The organism is Arthrobacter sp. 01T428 (assembly GCF_056398685.1).
Genome location: NZ_JBFTPW010000016.1, coordinates 44095 through 61155, shown reverse-complemented (window position 1 = coordinate 61155; position 17061 = coordinate 44095). Strand labels below are relative to the sequence as shown.

The window sequence follows — 17061 nt, the reverse complement described above, 5'->3', positions numbered from 1 at the left end:
GCCGTGCGGGCGCCATGGAGCGCCGTATATGCAGGAAGGCTCCCGAAATGACCCCAGTATTCTTCAGCGTAGGGCTGGATGTGAACCCCCAGACCCTCGATCCAGGCGCAACAGCCTGGATGCTTGCAGCTTCCGCCCTCGTCCTTCTCATGACGCCAGGTTTGGCGTTCTTCTACGGCGGCCTGGTCAGGATGAAGTCCGTCCTCAACATCATGATGATGAGCTTTGGCGCCATCGGCGTTGTCGCGGTGGTCTGGGCCCTGTGGGGTTACGGACTCGCGTTCGGCCCGGATACCCTTGGCGGATTCATCGGAGATCCCTTCGCGAACTTCGGACTCAGCGGACTGGCCAGCGTCATCGGCGGGAAAGCCCCGGGGTTGCCGGACATGGTCTTCATAGGGTTCCAAGCCACCTTCGCCATCATCACGGTGGCACTGATCAGTGGCGCGGTGGCCGAACGGGTCAGGTTTGGCCCCTGGCTGCTGTTTGCCGGCCTCTGGGTCACCATTGTCTACGCTCCTATTGCCCACTGGGTTTGGGGCGGCGGCCTCTTCGGATCCACAGGGATCATCGGCAGCAAGATCTCGGCCCTCGACTTTGCCGGTGGCACCGTCGTCCACATGAACGCCGGCATGGCAGGGCTGATGCTTGCGGTAGTGCTCGGCAAGCGGCTCGGATTCATGAAAGACCCCAACATCCGGCCGCACAACCTCCCCTTCGTGATGCTCGGGGCAGGCCTGTTGTGGTTCGGGTGGTTCGGATTCAACGCCGGTTCGGAACTGGCCGCTGATGGAATTGCCGCGCTCGCCTGGACGAATACCCTCTTGGCCACAAGCGCGGCGCTCCTCGGTTGGCTGCTTGTCGAAAGGCTGCGCGACGGCCACGCGACGTCCCTTGGTGCCGCATCCGGCGCGGTCGCCGGCTTGGTGGCGGTCACCCCGGCCTGTGGATTCGTGGACCCCATTGGCGCCATCGTCATCGGCGTCATCGCGGGTGCCGTCTGTGCACTGGCCATCGGACTGAAGTTCAAGATCGGCCTTGACGACTCCTTGGATGTTGTTGCCGTCCACTTTGTCGGCGGCCTGTGGGGGACCCTGTCCCTCGGATTCTTCGCGGTACCCTCGGCAAAGACTGAAGGCGGCCTTTTCTACGGCGGCGGCCTGAGCCAATTCTGGCCCCAAATATTGACGGCCTTGGTGGTCACTGCGTGGACGGCGATCATGACGACGCTCATCGGGCTCGCCATCCACAAGACGGTGGGCATGCGCGTCAAGGAGCACGAAGAGCTGGCCGGCATCGACATCACGGAGCACGCGGAAACAGCCTACGAGCTGGCCATGATTGGCGGGTCCTTCAATCCGGGAGAACCGCAGAACGGCAAAGCTCCGTCGAGTTCCAGCGGTGACCCAGAAGCCAGCTCCAACGGGAAAACAGATCGGATGCGCAGCAAGGCGTCGACGTGAAACTGGTCACGGCCATCGTGAGGCCGGAGCGGATCGACGAGGTCCGGGAAGCTTTGGAACACTTTGGAGTCAACGGGATGACCGTGAGCCAAGCCAACGGTTACGGCCAGCAACGGGGCTTCGTGGAGGTGTACCGGGGCGCGGAATACAATTCCGATCTCCTTCCCAAAATCCGGGTGGAGGTCCTGGCCACGGACGATCTCGTGGACGGAATAGTGGACGCCATCATCTCCGGTGCAAGTACGGGCCAGTTCGGAGACGGGAAGATCTGGACGGTCGACGTTTCGCAAGCCGTCCGGGTCCGGACCGGGGAGCGTGGCGCCTCCGCGATCAGCTAGGAAGACTGTGTTGGTGCCGCTCTGTTGGTGCCGCTCTGCGGCGAGCGGCACCAACACTGCCATGTTCAGCCCATTTCAGCCCACGTGCACCCATGGCCTGCGCGTGATGTCCGGTTCGGCTTCGCGCAGCACTTCGCGGGTCACCGGTGCAATCTCGCCCTCGCCGAAGAAGAGGAACTTGCTCAGATTGGCGATCGGATTGCCTTCGGTCCAGCGGAAATAGATGTGCGGCATGAGTCCCGTGACGTCGCGGATGTGGAGGAGTACCGCGGCCAGCGTGTTGGGCACGTTGTTGCTGTGGATCTCCAGGATCTTGAAGCCGTGCCGGACCTTGCCTTCCACGAGGAGTTCCTGCTCGAAATCTGAGCTGTCATCCACGATGATCTCGATGAAGATCGCGTGGCTGTCCACCGGCAAGTGGTTGGCTTGCTGGGCATGCTGCAGCTTCAACTCGTACCGGTCGGCGCTCAGCCGCTTGGGCTCGTGGGCGATGATCCGGATGGGGCCTTCCTCGTTCGATGCCGTGAACTCGAGGGCCATCTGGTCCATCTTGATGTGGGTAGCCCGCAGTTCGAAGGACCGGCGTACCCGCGACGCGAAGCTCACCAGGACAATGCCGAGGATGAACAGGGCAGCGATCCTGATACCGTCCGGGCGTTCCACCACATTGGCCACCGTGGTGTAGGCGAAGACCACCGCGACAGCACCGAAAGCGAGGGCCTTGCCCCGTTGCTTCTTCCGGCGCGCGGACAGGGTGACTGCGATCGAGGCCGAGGTCATGAGGACCAGGACGCCGGTGGCGTAGGCACCGCCTTGGGCCTCCACGTTTGCCTCGAAGACCAACGTGATGATGAATCCAACCGCCGTGAAGACCAGGACCAGCGGGCGGACGGCTTTGGTCCACGCCGGGGCCATGCCGAAACGCGGCAAATAGCGCGGCACGAGGTTCAACAAGCCGGCCATGGCGGAGGCCCCGGCAAACCACAAGATGGCGATGGTGCTGATGTCATACACCGTGCCGAAGCCGTCGCCCAGGAATTGGTGCGCAAGGAATGCGAGGGCTCGACCGTCGGCTTTCCCTCCCGGCTGGAATTCAGCGGCCGGAATCAGGAACGTGGTGATGAAGCTCGAGGCCACCAGGAAGGCACTCATGATGAGTGCCGCCGTCGTGAGCAGTTTGTGGGTGCCGCGGATGCGGCCCGCGGGATTTTCCTCCGTGTCGCTCGGGCTGCCCTTGATCTGGGGCATGACCGCGACGCCGGTCTCGAACCCTGAGAGCCCCAGGGCAAGTTTCGGGAAGACCAGGAGCGCGATGCCCACCATGATCAACGGGTTGCCGTGCTGCTGGTTCAATGCAGCCCACCAATCGGTCGCCACATGCGCCTCGGTCACCACGTGCGCCAAGCCGACCGCGACGACGACGGCGTTCAGCACCAGATAGACGCCCACCAACACGACGGCGACGTTGATGGCCTCCTTGAATCCCCTGAGGAACACCACGCCAAGGCCGGCGATGAGCGCCAGGGTGATGGTGATTTCCTGCCCATGGAGCCATTCCGGTGCAAAAGGGTTTTCGATGGCGTGGGCGCTCGCATCCGCGGCGGAGAGCGTCATGGTGATCATGAAGTCCGTGGCGGCGAATCCCAGCAAGGCGAGGACGAAGAGTTTGCCGCCCCACCGGGGGAGGAGCCGCTCAAGCATCGCGATGGAGCCTTCGCCGCGGGCGCTTTCGGAAGCCACCCGGCGGTAGACCGGCAGGGCGCCGAGCAAGGTGACGGCCACCAGGACAATCGTGGCGAGCGGCGAAACGATACCCGCGGCGAGCGCCGCAATGGCGGGCTGGTAGCCGAGGGTGGAGAAGTAGTCGACGCCCGTGAGGCACATGACCTTCCACCAGGACTGGGGAGTGTGGCCCTCGTCCGGCTTGCCGTGTGGACCCTGGCGTTTTCCCGAGGTCTCAGGCATTCCGTCGAGCAGCCATCGCTTGAATTGCCCCTGTTTGATGTCGCCCGCGGGCTTGTGCCGGTCAGAGGGTTCGGCCGGCGGCCTGGTCAGCGTTGTCACATGGTCCTTTCGCGCAGCCTGGAAGCTGCTCCAGATGGAGCGTACGGGTGTACCGGGGAGTGGATGCCCGTCTTTATGGAATCTTTACGCCGCTTGTGAGGCGGGTCACTTCCAGGAAAGACGCATTCAAGCATTTGGCATGTGAGCGGCATCACGTAGCATATAGAACGTCCTATGTTGGATGTGACCAAAAACGAAAGGGCTACGCATGAATAACCCGCTACTCAGTGACAGGGTCAGGAGGCGGCCGGGATGGAGTCGGGGCAGACTAGCCGTCTCCTTGGCAGCCGCCGCAGTTCTCGTGACGTCAACCGTTGTGCCCGCCTACGCCGCGTTGGATCCATTCCCGAGTCCCAACGTTCCCTCCAACCCTCCGGGAAGCTACGCCGAGCAGGTCCTGGCTTCCAACGGTGACAACGCCATCGACCCCGTGCTCGGCAAGTATTACCGGATCGTCGCGCTCGCGGACTTGGGCGACGGAGTCCTCCTGGCTTCCTACGATGGCCGTCCCGATGGGGGCGATTCACCCTCGGCCAACTCGATCGTCCAGCGGCGCAGCACCGACAGCGGAAAGACGTGGGGCAGTCCCACCTTCATCGCGCGGGGACAGATGGGCTCAGCGGGCGTACAGAAATACGGTTTCAGCGACCCCAGCTACGTCGTGGACAAAGTCACCGGGACGGTGTTCAACTTCCACGTCTACTCGAAGAACCAGGGATTTGCGGGCAGCGTGCTCGGCAACGACGACACCGACCCCAACGTGATCAGCTCGCAAGTGTCCGTCTCCACCGACCGCGGACTCACGTGGTCCACGGATCCGGCCAATCAGACCACCCTGCCTGTGCCCTCCAGCTACGCTGCGGGTTCCGCCTACGCCGGGTTTGCAGGTCCGCTGGTCACCAGTACCGTCAAGCCAAACGGCAGCACTGTCAACGGCGTCCCCAACGTTGGCGGCGTGGTCAGCATGTTCGCTTCGTCCGGCGAGGGCATCCAGCTCAAGTACGGAGCGCACGCCGGAAGGCTCATCCAGCAGTTTGCCGGAACCATTGTCCAGCCCGACGGGAGCCGCCAGATCCAGGCGTACAGCGTCTACTCCGATGACCACGGCAAGACGTGGAACATGGGTAAGCCCACCGGAACGGGCATGGACGAGAACAAGGCGGTGGAACTCTCCGACGGCCGCGTCATGTTGAACTCGCGGGACAGCACCGGCGCCAATCCGCATTTCCGGAAGGTGGGGTATTCCTCCGACGGCGGTGTCACGTACAGCACGCCTGTTGCCGAGACGCAACTCCCGGATCCGCGGAACAACGGCTCGATCACCAGGATGTATCCGGACGCGGCTCAAGGATCGGCGGATGCCAAGAAGCTGCTCTTCTCCAATTCGCCCACTCCTACCGCCGGCGGCGCGCGGGTGGACGGTACTGTCCGCTACTCTGCCGACGACGGCAAGACGTGGGGCTCCTCGCGCGTCTTCAAGCCCGGAAGCATGTCCTACTCCACCCTGAGTGCCCTTTCGGACGGGACTTTCGGCGTCCTGTACGAAGGTGACAGCAACACCATCACCTTCGGGAAATTCGACACGGCCTGGCTGAGCCCGGTTGCCGCCGTCGTCGTCCCCGGTGCCTCCACCGTCACGAACGGTGGCAGCGCCCAGCTCAGCGTGACCGTCACCAACAACGACAGTTCACCGCTTCCCGCTTCGACCGTCAGCCTTGATGCCTTGCAGGATTGGACGTCGACGACGGCGCAGCTCGCCTCCCTCGATCCGGGCGCCTCGGCGACTGTCCAGCTGACTGTCGCGGCGCCGTCGTACGCCAAGGCAGGTGCGGTTCCCCTGACCGCCAGGTTGAACGTGGGCGGGTCGTCGATTACCGCACCCGTGTCCGTGACGGTTTCGGGTGGTTCCGCCAGCAACGTGGTGGGCGCCTACATTTTCGGCGCCCGCAATGACGCCGGACGGGACCTGGCAAGCCACCCGTACGCCGTAGGTAGTACGGTGCCTTACAAGTTCCGGGTGTACAGCACGGGCAACGTCACGGAATCCGTTGTCCCGCAGTCCGGCAACTTCCAACCGTTCCTGCCGCCAGGCTCGGGCAACTGCCGGTTCAGCGCCCTTAGCGTGTGGGGCAATTACCTCTGCGGCACCCCGCAGCACACCGTGACGGCAGACGAAGCGGCCCAGGGATTCTTCGTCCCCAGCACCGGCTGGCAGGTGACCGGTAGTGGGGCTGCCACCCAGAACTACACGGTCACGGGTGACGAGGTGGATCTGATGGTCCGTCATCCCCAAGTGAACGGATCGGTGGTTCCCACCTTCAATGATGTTGACGGGGATGGATTTGCCGGTCCGGGCGATACCGTCACCTTCGCCTACACGGTGAGCAACAGCGGCAATGTGGCGTTGACGGACCTTTCGGCTGCGGCCATTGGTTTGTCCAAGCCAACCCTGGCCGTGGGCGAGTCGGTCAACCTCACCTCCACCTACACGCTGGCCGACGCCGACATCGCGGCCAAGCAGATCCCGGCAATCACCATCCCGGTCAGCGCAAACAACGGTGCCAAGCTTGCGTCCCTTCAGTTGGCCAGGCCAGCGGTCGAGCTGAAGGTCAAGCCTGCGAAGCCTGGTTCGGAGCCTGCCGTGGCTTCCCAGGAGTTGATCGGCGCGACTCCGCCGCTGGACTTGGGGCTCGGAACGGATAAGTACCGCAGCGGGCAGACCGTGACGGTCCACAACGTGGAGTACGGCCAGTGGTACTACGTCTACCTGAACAAGCGCAGCTACCGTTTGGGCTGGTTCTTCCCGACGCAGCAAAATACCCTGACCTTCGTGCTGCCCGACGATGTGAAAAACGGAATGGACAGCCTCGTTGTGCTGGATACGGACGGCCATCAAGTGTCGTTTGGAGACTTCCACGTGACGCCCTTCGGGAACAAGTAGCCCGGGAGGAGGCATGAGATGACAAGCTGGGCCGGGCGCAAAGGCGCCCGGCCCGGTCTTGTTGAGGGGACAATGGCGGTTTTTGCTGATGTAAACAAGTGATGCATATAAGACAACTTTGAGTGTATGATTGGTGTCACAGTCACTGTCCGATCCACCTATTCACAAAGGAGTGGCGCATTTTGGAAGAGCTTCGTATTGAGGCCAACGGCAACCTCGGTCCCATTGATTCGGCCCGAATCCCGCGCTATGCCGGTGCTGCCACCTATGCCCGCTTGCCGCGACTGGACCAGGTTGCCAAGGCCGATGTCACGGTGGTCGGCGTCCCCTTCGACTCCGGTGTTTCCTACCGCCCCGGCGCCCGCTTCGGCGCCAACCACGTGCGTGAAGCCAGCCGTTTGCTGCGCCCGTACAACCCGGCCTGGGACGTCAGCCCCTTTGAGAATATCCAGGTTGCCGACGCCGGCGACATGGCCGTGAACCCGTTCAACATCAACGAGGCTATCGAGACCATCCAGCAGAACGCGCTGGACCTGACCGCCAATGGAAGCAAGCTCGTGACGCTCGGTGGCGACCACACCATCGCCCTGCCGCTGCTCCGCGCCGCCGCCGAACGCGCCGGCGAGCCCGTTGCCATGCTTCACTTCGACGCCCACCTGGACACCTGGGACACTTACTTCGGCGCCGAGTACACCCACGGCACCCCGTTCCGCCGCGCCGTCGAAGAAGGCATCCTGGACACCGAGGCCATCAGCCACGTCGGCACCCGCGGCCCGCTCTACGGCAAGAAGGACCTCGACGACGACCACCGCTTCGGCTTCGGCATCGTCACCTCGGCGGACGTCTACTACCAGGGCGTCCTCGAAACCGTGGCCAAGATCCGGGACCGCATCGGCAACCGTCCGCTGTACATTTCGGTGGACATCGACGTCCTCGATCCGGCCCACGCTCCGGGTACCGGCACGCCTGAAGCCGGCGGCATCACCAGCCGCGAGCTCCTCGAAATCATCCGTGGCTTCCGCGGCATGAACCTCGTGGGCGCGGACATCGTCGAGGTCGCACCGGCCTACGACCACGCCGAGATCACGGGCGTCGCGGCCAGCCACGTTGCCTACGAGCTCGTCACCCTCATGGCGGACAACGCCGTCGAAGGCAGCCGCCACGGCGCCCTTAATGGCTACGCTGCCCAGGCGCTTGGCCAGGAATCCCGGCGCCCGGCCGGTTTCGTCGCCAACGCTGCGGAGGCCCTCAAGTGAATCCCCAGCCGCTCCCCACCCTCGCAAGCTCGGCCGGGGGCCCCTCGCGGCCTGAGGCCCCTGGCAGGCCTGTCCGCAACGGCGGGGACCTCGTCGTCGAGACCCTCGAGGCGCTCGGTGCGAAGACCGTCTTTGGGATCCCCGGCCAGCACGCCCTGGGCCTGTTCGACGCCATGGGCCGCGGCAAGCTTCACTTCGTGTCCTCCCGCGTGGAAAACAACTCGGCGTTCGCCGCGGACGGGTACTCCCGTGCCACCGGCGAGGTCGGGGTGCTGTTCCTCTCCACCGGTCCGGGGGCGCTGACGTCCCTGGCGGGATTGCAGGAAGCGTACGCGAGCGGCGTGCCGATGGTCGTCGTCGCGAGCCAGATCCCGTTGGAAGGTCTGGGGGCGCGCCGGAAGGGCATGCTCCACCAGCTCGATGACCAGAAAGCCTCGGCCGCGAACGTCACCAAGAGCCAGCGCCTCATCCAGCACGCGTCCGGGATTCCCTCGGCCATCCAGGATGCCTGGACCGAGGCCATTTCCTCTCCGCAGGGCCCGGTGTGGATCGAAATTCCGCAGAACGTGCTCCTGGACCCCATCATGGTCCCGCCGGTGGAGGACGCCCTCGCCGAAGCGGCCGACAACCCGCCACGTGTGGAACTGATCCGCGAAGCCGTCAAATGGCTCTCGACGGCGGAGCGTCCGGCGATCATCGCCGGCGGCGGCACGCGCCGTGGCCGGGCCGAGAAGTCGCTCCTGTCTATCGCCGAGAAACTCCGCGCCCCGGTGATCTGCACGCCCGGTGGCAACGGGGCGTTCCCCTGGACCCACGAGCTGTCCCTGCAGTCCTGGATCGAAGACCGCCACATGACCGATGTCCTCGAGGACGCCGACGTGCTGATCGTCATTGGTTCCTCCCTGGGCGAGGTGACGTCCAACTACTTCACCTTCGAGCCGCGCGGTCGCATCATCCAGATCGACGCCGAACCCCGGGTCCTCGAGTCCAACCGGCCCGGCCTGGGCATCCGCGCCGACGCCGGCCAGGCCCTCGCCGCCCTCGATTCTGCCTTGGATGAGGCACTTGCTGCGACGGCTGCGGCACCGGATTGGCACGGCATCACGCCCGAGGACCTCGTCAAGGAGTCCCTCGCCAAGGTCAAGGCACGGCTTGAAGAGCAGGACCTCGGCAAGGAACTGAAGTTCATGGCCGATATCCGCGAGGCCGTTCCGGCGGACATGCAGACCTTCTGGGACATGACGATTTCCGCGTACTGGGGCTGGAGCTGCTGGGATTCCCGCGAAGGCCAGTTCCACTCGGCCCAGGGCGCCGGCGGCCTCGGCTACGGCTTCCCGGCGGCCATCGGCGGTGCCGTGGGACTGGAAACCGTGGGCAAGCCGAGCCGCGTGCTGGCCGTCTCCGGTGACGGGTCCTCCATGTACTCGATCTCCGAGCTGGCCACCGCCAAGCAGCACAACGTCCCGGTCACATGGCTGATCGTGGACGACGGCGGTTACGGCATCCTGCGCGAATACATGGTGGGCGCCTTCGGCAAGGCCACGGCCACCGAGCTCGCCCGCCCGGACTTCGTCAAGCTTGCCGAGGCCTTCGGCGTCCCGGCCCGCAGGGTGGCCCCGGAGGACGTCGGGGACGCGCTCAAAGAGGGCTTCGCCGCGGACGGCCCCAACGTCGTCGTGGTTGAAACCCTCCTGAAGATGTTCGGCCCGACGCACTTGGGCGACTGACACCCCAGACGCTTCACACCCCAGACGCTTCACACCCCAGCGCGAGCTGGCAGGTAATGACCCATTTTTCGAAAGATGAGGGCATTAACTGCCAGCTCGCGCTAGGTGTTTAACGCATCTCACACATCATTAGTTTCCCAAAGCAATCATTTGGGCGTATAGTTGCTTTAGGCAAACAAAAGTGAGGTGTCTTCCATGGCTGTAGCATCCAGCACAGCAACCGAACTCGTCCATCAGATTTTCGATCTCCAGCGGGTGCTGCGTTGCATCGTGACCGCGAACATCGCGAAGGATGCCGACGTCGGGTTCGCCTTGCAGGGCGTCATGCGCTTCATCGGCGAGGGGGAGTCCCGGGCCACGAAGCTCGCATCCCGGCTCGGCGTCAGCCCACCGGTCCTCAGCAGGCACATCGCCGAACTGGAGGAACTCGGTTTGGTGGTCCGCCGTCCCGATCCTGCCGACGGCAGGGCCCAATTGGTGGCCCTCTCCGAAGCCGGCATCGAAAAGGTCCGGAACTTCGAAGAACAGCGCAGCCTCAATTTGCGGGCCTACCTCGCGGAGTGGAGCGAGGAAGACGCCTTGGAAGCAGGGCAGGTCCTGGAGAAATTGACCACATCACTCAACCACTCAGTCCGGGCAACGGCGGCCGGCTCCCACCACTTGAACCACACAGCTTAGGAGCAGCAGCATTGGCAACCCGAATACAAGAACGTTCGACGGCGGTACCGGCGTCATCCGCGCCCATGACGCACCGCCAGATCATGGAGGCCCTGACGGGCCTCCTCGCGGCATTCTTCACCGCCATCCTGAGCAGCACCATCGTGGCCAACGCCCTCCCGACCATCATGTCCGATCTCCACGGCACGCAAACGGACTTCGCGTGGGTCATCACGGCCGCACTGCTGGCCAACGCCGCAACTACCCCGATCTGGGGCAAGCTCGCCGATCTCTTCGACAAGAAGCTCCTGGTCCAGCTGAGCATCGTGGTCTTCGTGGCCGGCTCGGTCATGGCGGGCTTCTCCACGAGCATTCCCTTCCTGCTCACCGCCCGCGTCATCCAGGGCATCGCGATGGGCGGCCTCACCGCCTTGGCCCAGGCCATCATCGGCACCATGATTCCGCCGCGGGACCGCGGCAAGTACTCGGGTTACATGGGCGCCGTCATGGCGGTCGGTACCGCAGGTGGCCCGCTGCTCGGCGGCTTCATCGTTGACAGCCCGCTCGGCTGGCGCTGGACGTTCTTCGTCTGCGTGCCGCTCGCCGTCGTCGCACTCATCCTGCTCCAGGTGACCCTCAAGATCCAGCACATCAAGCGCCCCGCCAAGATCGACTGGCTCGGCTCCATCCTGCTGACCTCGGGCGTGAGCCTGCTCCTGATCTGGGTTTCCTTCGCCGGCAACCCGGACTATTACGACTGGATCTCCTGGCAGTCCGCCCTCATGGTAGGCGGCGGCGTGCTTCTCCTGGCCCTGCTGGTAGTGGTCGAATCCAAGGTGGCCCAGCCCATCATTCCGCTGAAGATCATCTCCCAGCGCACCACGGCTTTGGCGATCCTGGCCTCCGTCGCCGTCGGTATCGCGATGTTCAGCTCCTCCACGTTCCTTGGCCAGTACTTCCAGGTAGCCCGTGGCGCCACGCCTACCGAGGCCGGCCTCCTGACGCTGCCCATGATTGCGGGCAATCTCTTGGGCTCGGTGGCATCCGGCCAGCTGATCAGCCGCTTCGGAAAGTGGAAGCGCTTCCTCCTGGCGGGTACCGTGTTCCTGGCCGGTGGCCTTGCCTTCACCGGCACCATCGACCACACCACCGAACTGTGGATCACCTGCTGCTACACCGCCATTTTCGGGCTGGGCCTTGGCTTGCTCATGCAGAACCTGGTCCTCGCGGTCCAGAACACCGTCCGCGCGCAGGACATCGGCACCGCCAGCGCGTCCGTGGCATTCTTCCGCTCCGTCGGCGGTGCGATCGGTGTTTCGGTGCTCGGTGCCATCATGGCCACGCACGTCAAGGACCTTGCCACCCAAGGCCTCGCCGCGGCACACATCCCGGTGAGCGGCGGCTCCAGCAATGCGAGCATGGACCTGACGGATTTGCCGGCCCCGATCCGCGACATTATGCGGGCCGCCTACGGCGATGCCACCGCCCAGATCTTCATGATCTCCGCGGCGATTGCCCTGGTCGCGTTCATAGCAGTGCTCTTCATCAAGGAAGTTCCACTGCGGAAAACCGTGGACGCAACGCCTGAGAGGGAATTGCTGGCAAACGCTTCCGGCGAGGCCGGGATGACTCTGGACACCTCCACCCTGCCGGTTATCGAGTCCGCTGGGTTTGTCCCAGCAGCCGACGACGCCGGCACCCCCTTGGGTGCCAGCCGCGCCCGAGCGGCAGCCGAGAAGGAGCACGATGAGCTGGACCTTGAGTTCGCCCGCATCCTGACGCAGGAACGGCCCGATCCGGCAGCTGGCCTGCGCGAAGTCCAGGACCAGCTGGCCCGCACCCAACGGTTGCTGGCCGAGCAACAGCTTCAGTTGAGCAAGGCGCAGCGCGAGCTCCAAGTACGCGTGCAAGAACAACTTGCCACCGCCGTCGAGCAGTCGCGGATCGCCGAGGAGTTGGCCGCGCTGCGCAAGGAACTCAAGCGGGAACGCCGCCGCCAGGAACGGGCTGCCTTGCTGCTCCTCGCCGGTGATGCCTCACGGGCGGGCGAAACCGGGCGGCACGCGGGCTAGGGGGAGTCCGCCTCCTCCGCGCCCGCGGGACGCGGGCCGGGAGCCTGCCAGGCTGGCGACGGGAGCCGCTGCAGCGAGTTTTGAAGCGCTGCAGCGGCTCAGCTACGCCGCAAGGATGATATTTGGCTATCGATATTTCGCTGGGGCAACGGATTTCGTAGAGTTGAGGGACTAATACTGTCAGCGCCTGCTGCTATCCATGTATTTAGTCATTCGCAGTATTTAGTCATTCGCAGTAATTCATTCGCGCACTCTCATTAAGGATCCGTGGGCATGCTTGTCACCCTGATACGGCGCTACTCCAAGCCGTATTTGCCGCAGATACTAGCCGTCATCATCTTCCAGCTGGCGTCTACCATTGCCACCCTTTACCTTCCAAGCCTCAACGCAAAAATCATCGATGAAGGGGTGTCCCGGGGGGATACCAACTACATCTGGCAAACCGGCGCCCTGATGCTCGCGGTCGCGCTCGGCCAGGTCGTCGCGGCCATTGCCGGTGTCTATTTCGGATCCCGCGTGGCCATGGCCATGGGCCGCGACTTGCGCAGGGACGTCTTCCGGAAGGTCAGCAGCTTCTCGGCCAAGGACGTCAACAGCTTCGGCGCACCCACGTTGATCACCCGTGGCACCAACGACGTCCAGCAGGTCCAGATGCTCATGCTGATGGGCCTGAACTTCATGGTGTCCACGCCCATCATGTGCGTCGGCGGCATCATCATGGCCTTGCGCGAGGACCTCAGCCTCTCGTGGCTCGTCTGGGTCTCGGTTCCCGTCCTCGTGGCCGTGGTTGGTTACCTCGTGGTCCGGCTCATGCCGCTCTTCCGTTCCATGCAGAAGAAGATCGACGCCATCAACGGTGTCCTGCGCGAGCAGATCATCGGCATCCGTGTGGTACGGGCGTTCGTTCGTGAACCGTACGAGGCCAAGCGCTTCGGCGATGCCAACAAGGACCTCACCCTGGTGTCGGTCAAGATCGGCAACCTGTTTGTCCTGATGTTCCCGGCCATCGGAATGATCCTGCACCTTTCCACGGCGGCAGTGCTGTGGTTTGGCGGCCAAAGGGTGGACGCGGGCAACATGCAGGTGGGTTCCCTGACGGCATTCCTGCAGTACCTCCTGCAGATCCTCATGGCCGTCATGATGGGTACCTTCATGGCCATGATGATCCCGCGCGCGTCCGTGTGCGCGGACCGCATCGGCGAGGTCCTCGACGTCGAACCCTCCATCCACGATCCGAAGGCGCCCGTGGCGCCCGCGGAAAAGAAGGGTCGCGTCGAATTCCGCGATGTCACCTTCAAATACCCCGGCGCTGAAGCTCCCGTGCTGAGCAACATCTCCTTCACCGCGGAGCCGGGCCAGACCCTCGCGATCATCGGCTCCACCGGCGCAGGCAAGACCACCTTGGTGTCGCTGCTTCCGCGCCTGTACGACGTCGCGTCCGGCGATGTATTGCTCGACGGCGTTCCAGTCACCAGCCTGGACCGCGACGAGATCACCAGCCGCGTGGCCACCGTGCCGCAGAAGCCGTACCTGTTCTCCGGAACCATCGAGCACAACCTGCGCTTCGGCAAGACCGACGCCACGGACCAGGAACTCTGGGATGCGCTGGAAACCGCACAGGCCAAGGACTTCGTCATGGAAAAGTCCTCCGGCCTCAACCGTCGTGTGGCCCAGGGCGGCACCAACGTCTCCGGTGGCCAGAGGCAGCGCCTCTGCATCGCCCGGGCGCTGGTGACGCAGCCCAAGGTCTATCTCTTTGACGACTCCTTCTCGGCCTTGGATGTGGCCACGGACGCCCGCCTTCGCAGGGCGCTCAAGGAAAAGACGCAGGATGCCACGGTCATCATCGTGGCCCAGCGCGTCTCAACCATTGCGGACGCGGACCAGATCCTGGTCCTGGACAACGGCAGAATCGTCGACCGCGGCACCCATGAAGAACTCCTGGAAACATCACCCACGTACCAGGAGATCGTCGAATCCCAGCTGAGCGCGGAGGAAGTGGCATGAGCGAACAGAATCAGCAAAAGCGCGGCTGGGCCGCGAAGGCCGAAGCAGCGAAGGCCGCGCGCGACGCTGCGGAAGTGAAGGATGCGGACGCCGCCGGTGCCGTAACGGCGGTGGACGATGACGACATCGAGGAAACCGAATACACCCCGGGCGAAGCCGACGGCGGCATGTTCGGCAACCTGCCGGCCAAGAAGGCAAAGGCCTTCGGACCGTCGGCCAAGCGGCTCCTCGGGCTGCTCAAGCCGGAGGCTGCCGGAGTCGTCTTCGTCATCGGCCTCGTGGTGGTCTCGGTCGTCCTGAACGTCATCGCCCCGAAGATCCTCGGCAGCGCCATGGACGTCATCTTCGGCGGCGTCATGGGCAAGCAATTGCCTCCCGGCGTGAGCCAGGCCGCCTTCGCCGAAGGACTCCGCCAAGCCGGCCAGAACAACTTCGCGGACATGGTCTCCAAGATGGAGCTCACCAACGGGATCAACTTCTCCAAGCTCACGTTCCTGATCTCGATCGTGCTCTTGATGTACTTCGTGGCCAACATCTTCCTGTGGGCCCAGGGCTACATCCTGAACAAGATCGTCATGAAAGTCATCAACCGGCTCCGCAATGACGTCCAGGCCAAGCTCAACCGCTTGCCCCTGAACTACTTCGACACCCGCCAGCGCGGCGACATCCTCTCCCGCGTGACCAACGACGTCGACAACGTCCAGCAAGGGCTGCAGCAGGCGTTCGCCCAGCTGGTCAGCTCGGTGCTGACGGTTTTCGGCATCACCATCATGATGTTCATCGTGTCCTGGCAGCTGGCCCTCATTGCGCTGGTTGCCTTGCCGCTCTCCGGCGTCCTTGCCGGCGTGATCGGCTCGCGCAGCCAGAAGCTCTTCGCCGCCCAATGGAAGAACACCGGCTCTCTCAACGGCCAGATCGAGGAATCGTTCTCCGGCCACGAGCTGGTCAAGGTCTTCGGGCGCGACGCGGACATGCTGGAGCGCTTCGACGAACGCAACGAAGCCCTGTACAAGGCCTCGTTCGGGGCACAGTTCGTTTCCGGCATCATCTTCCCGGCCATGAACTTCGTGTCCTACCTGAGCTACGTGGGCATCGCCGTCGTCGGTGGTTTGCGTGTGGCCTCCGGGTCCATGAGCCTTGGCGACGCCACGGCGTTCATCCAGTACTCGCGTGAATTCACCCAGCCGCTTGGCCAGATCGCCGGCATGGCCAACATGCTCCAGTCCGGCGTGGCCTCTGCTGAGCGCGTTTTCGAGTTCTTGGATGCAGACGAGGAAATGCCGGAGAACGCGGCCCGCCACCTGCCCCCGCGCACGGACGGCCACGTCGAGTTCGAGAACGTGTCCTTCAGCTACGTGGCCGACAAGCCGCTCATCGAGAACCTTTCCCTTAGTGCGGAGCCCGGACACACCGTCGCGATTGTCGGACCCACAGGCGCGGGCAAGACCACCCTCGTCAACCTCGTTATGCGGTTCTACGAGCTCAATGCGGGCCGTATCACCCTGGACGGGGTGGACATCAAGGAGCTGAGCCGTTCCGAGCTTCGTTCCAAGGTGGGCATGGTGCTGCAGGACGCTTGGCTGTTCGGCGGGACCATCTATGACAACATCAAGTACGGCAACCTCGATGCCACCGAGGAGCAGATCATGGAGGCGGCCAAGGCCACCTACGTGGACCGCTTCGTGCGTGCGCTACCGGATGGCTACCAGACCATCATCGACGAGGAAGGCAACAACGTCAGTGCGGGCGAGAAGCAGCTGATCACCATCGCGAGGGCCTTCGTTTCCGATCCTTCGCTGTTGATCCTGGACGAGGCCACAAGCTCCGTGGACACCCGTACGGAGCTGCTCTTGCAGAAGGCCATGGCTGCCCTCCGCACGGATCGCACCAGCTTTGTCATCGCCCACCGCTTGTCCACCATCCGCGACGCCGACACCATCCTGGTGATGGAAAACGGCAGCATCGTGGAGCAGGGCAACCACAACCAATTGCTCGCATTGCAGGGTGCGTACTACCGCCTCTACATGTCGCAGTTCGCCGGTGAGGATGCCGAGGAGACGGTTGTGGATGACTCGACGGCGGTGCACAGCTGAGCGAGCGAATTTCGGTCCAAGTACCCATGCGTTGGGGAGACATGGACGCGTACGGGCACATCAACAACGTCCAGATCGTGCGCATGCTCGAAGAGGCCCGCATCGCGGCCTTCGGTCCGCCGCGGGGTGCCGGACTCCCCGGAGTGGAACCACCGGTCTCTGTTTTCGACTCCGTTGAGGATGGGGTCATGACCCTCGTGGTGGAGCACAAGGTCCGGTACGTCCGGACCTTGGAGTACCGGAACATTCCCGCACTGGTTGAGATCTGGGTAGGGGCCGTGAAGGGGGCAAGTTTTGACCTTCACTACGTCATCAAAGATCCCGTGACGGGCCAGGATTGCGTCAACGCGAGTACCCATCTGGCGTTCGTCGACGAGTCCACCGGCCGTGTCCGCAGGCTCACTCCCGAACAGAAGGAGCAGCTGGAGCCCTATCGGGCCTAG

11 protein-coding genes are annotated in these 17061 nt (G+C 63.9%); 10 read left to right on the top strand and 1 reads right to left on the bottom strand.

Annotated elements, in window-relative coordinates; all coding sequences use genetic code 11:
- Window positions 1-47: 47 nt before the first annotated feature.
- Both AC1DJB_RS16825 and AC1DJB_RS16820 read left to right on the top strand, forming a co-directional pair.
- Window positions 48-1463 (top strand): ammonium transporter, encoded by a 1416-nt coding sequence (locus tag AC1DJB_RS16825; protein WP_441433339.1) that lies wholly within the window; start codon window positions 48-50, stop codon window positions 1461-1463.
- Window positions 1460-1801 carry a P-II family nitrogen regulator gene (locus AC1DJB_RS16820; RefSeq protein ID WP_059388134.1) on the top strand — a complete coding sequence of 114 codons (342 nt, stop codon included), beginning with the start codon at window positions 1460-1462 and terminating at the stop codon, window positions 1799-1801. The genes AC1DJB_RS16825 and AC1DJB_RS16820 overlap by 4 nt, the downstream gene beginning before the upstream one ends.
- A gap of 75 nt (window positions 1802-1876) precedes the next feature.
- Here the strand turns inward: AC1DJB_RS16820 and AC1DJB_RS16815 are convergent, their stop codons facing one another.
- Window positions 1877-3865: an APC family permease gene (locus AC1DJB_RS16815; RefSeq protein WP_441433338.1), complete on the bottom strand. Its 1989-nt coding sequence runs from the start codon at window positions 3863-3865 to the stop codon at window positions 1877-1879.
- Between the two features lie 280 nt (window positions 3866-4145).
- On the opposite strand from AC1DJB_RS16815, the gene AC1DJB_RS16810 reads away from it, so the two are divergent.
- The 8 genes from AC1DJB_RS16810 to AC1DJB_RS16775 all read left to right on the top strand — a co-directional run bounded on the left by AC1DJB_RS16810 (window position 4146) and on the right by AC1DJB_RS16775 (window position 17061).
- The gene (locus tag AC1DJB_RS16810; protein ID WP_441433337.1) at window positions 4146-6806 is read left to right on the top strand and encodes an exo-alpha-sialidase; all 2661 of its coding nucleotides are present in this window, start codon (window positions 4146-4148) and stop codon (window positions 6804-6806) included.
- A gap of 182 nt (window positions 6807-6988) precedes the next feature.
- Complete coding sequence (gene speB / locus AC1DJB_RS16805; protein WP_441433336.1) at window positions 6989-8062, top strand: agmatinase; 1074 nt, start codon at window positions 6989-6991, stop codon at window positions 8060-8062.
- Window positions 8059-9789 carry a thiamine pyrophosphate-binding protein gene (locus tag AC1DJB_RS16800; RefSeq protein WP_441433335.1) on the top strand — a complete coding sequence of 577 codons (1731 nt, stop codon included), beginning with the start codon at window positions 8059-8061 and terminating at the stop codon, window positions 9787-9789. Before speB ends, AC1DJB_RS16800 begins: the two co-directional genes overlap by 4 nt.
- Window positions 9790-9984: 195 nt before the next feature.
- Entirely contained in the window at window positions 9985-10467 is a 483-nt protein-coding gene (locus AC1DJB_RS16795) for a MarR family winged helix-turn-helix transcriptional regulator (RefSeq protein ID WP_059388130.1), read from the top strand.
- Window positions 10468-10532: 65 nt separating this feature from the next.
- Window positions 10533-12518, top strand: coding sequence for an MDR family MFS transporter (locus tag AC1DJB_RS16790; protein WP_441433361.1), 1986 nt, complete (start codon window positions 10533-10535; stop codon window positions 12516-12518).
- A 273-nt stretch (window positions 12519-12791) separates the two neighbouring features.
- Window positions 12792-14525 (top strand): ABC transporter ATP-binding protein, encoded by a 1734-nt coding sequence (locus tag AC1DJB_RS16785; protein WP_284751458.1) that lies wholly within the window; start codon window positions 12792-12794, stop codon window positions 14523-14525.
- Window positions 14522-16618, top strand: coding sequence for an ABC transporter ATP-binding protein (locus AC1DJB_RS16780; RefSeq protein WP_441433334.1), 2097 nt, complete (start codon window positions 14522-14524; stop codon window positions 16616-16618). The genes AC1DJB_RS16785 and AC1DJB_RS16780 overlap by 4 nt, the downstream gene beginning before the upstream one ends.
- A 26-nt stretch (window positions 16619-16644) precedes the next feature.
- Complete coding sequence (locus tag AC1DJB_RS16775; RefSeq protein WP_307054017.1) at window positions 16645-17061, top strand: acyl-CoA thioesterase; 417 nt, start codon at window positions 16645-16647, stop codon at window positions 17059-17061.

What these genes read in the sequence shown, in the direction of transcription:
- AC1DJB_RS16785 (WP_284751458.1), top strand. Translation starts at nt 12,792, where the DNA reads ATGCTTGTCACCCTGATACGGCGCTACTCCAAGCCGTATTTGCCGCAG.
- AC1DJB_RS16780 (WP_441433334.1), top strand. Translation starts at nt 14,522, where the DNA reads ATGAGCGAACAGAATCAGCAAAAGCGCGGCTGGGCCGCGAAGGCCGAA.
- AC1DJB_RS16775 (WP_307054017.1), top strand. Translation starts at nt 16,645, where the DNA reads ATGCGTTGGGGAGACATGGACGCGTACGGGCACATCAACAACGTCCAG.
- AC1DJB_RS16825 (WP_441433339.1), top strand. Translation starts at nt 48, where the DNA reads ATGACCCCAGTATTCTTCAGCGTAGGGCTGGATGTGAACCCCCAGACC.
- AC1DJB_RS16790 (WP_441433361.1), top strand. Translation starts at nt 10,533, where the DNA reads ATGACGCACCGCCAGATCATGGAGGCCCTGACGGGCCTCCTCGCGGCA.
- AC1DJB_RS16795 (WP_059388130.1), top strand. Translation starts at nt 9,985, where the DNA reads ATGGCTGTAGCATCCAGCACAGCAACCGAACTCGTCCATCAGATTTTC.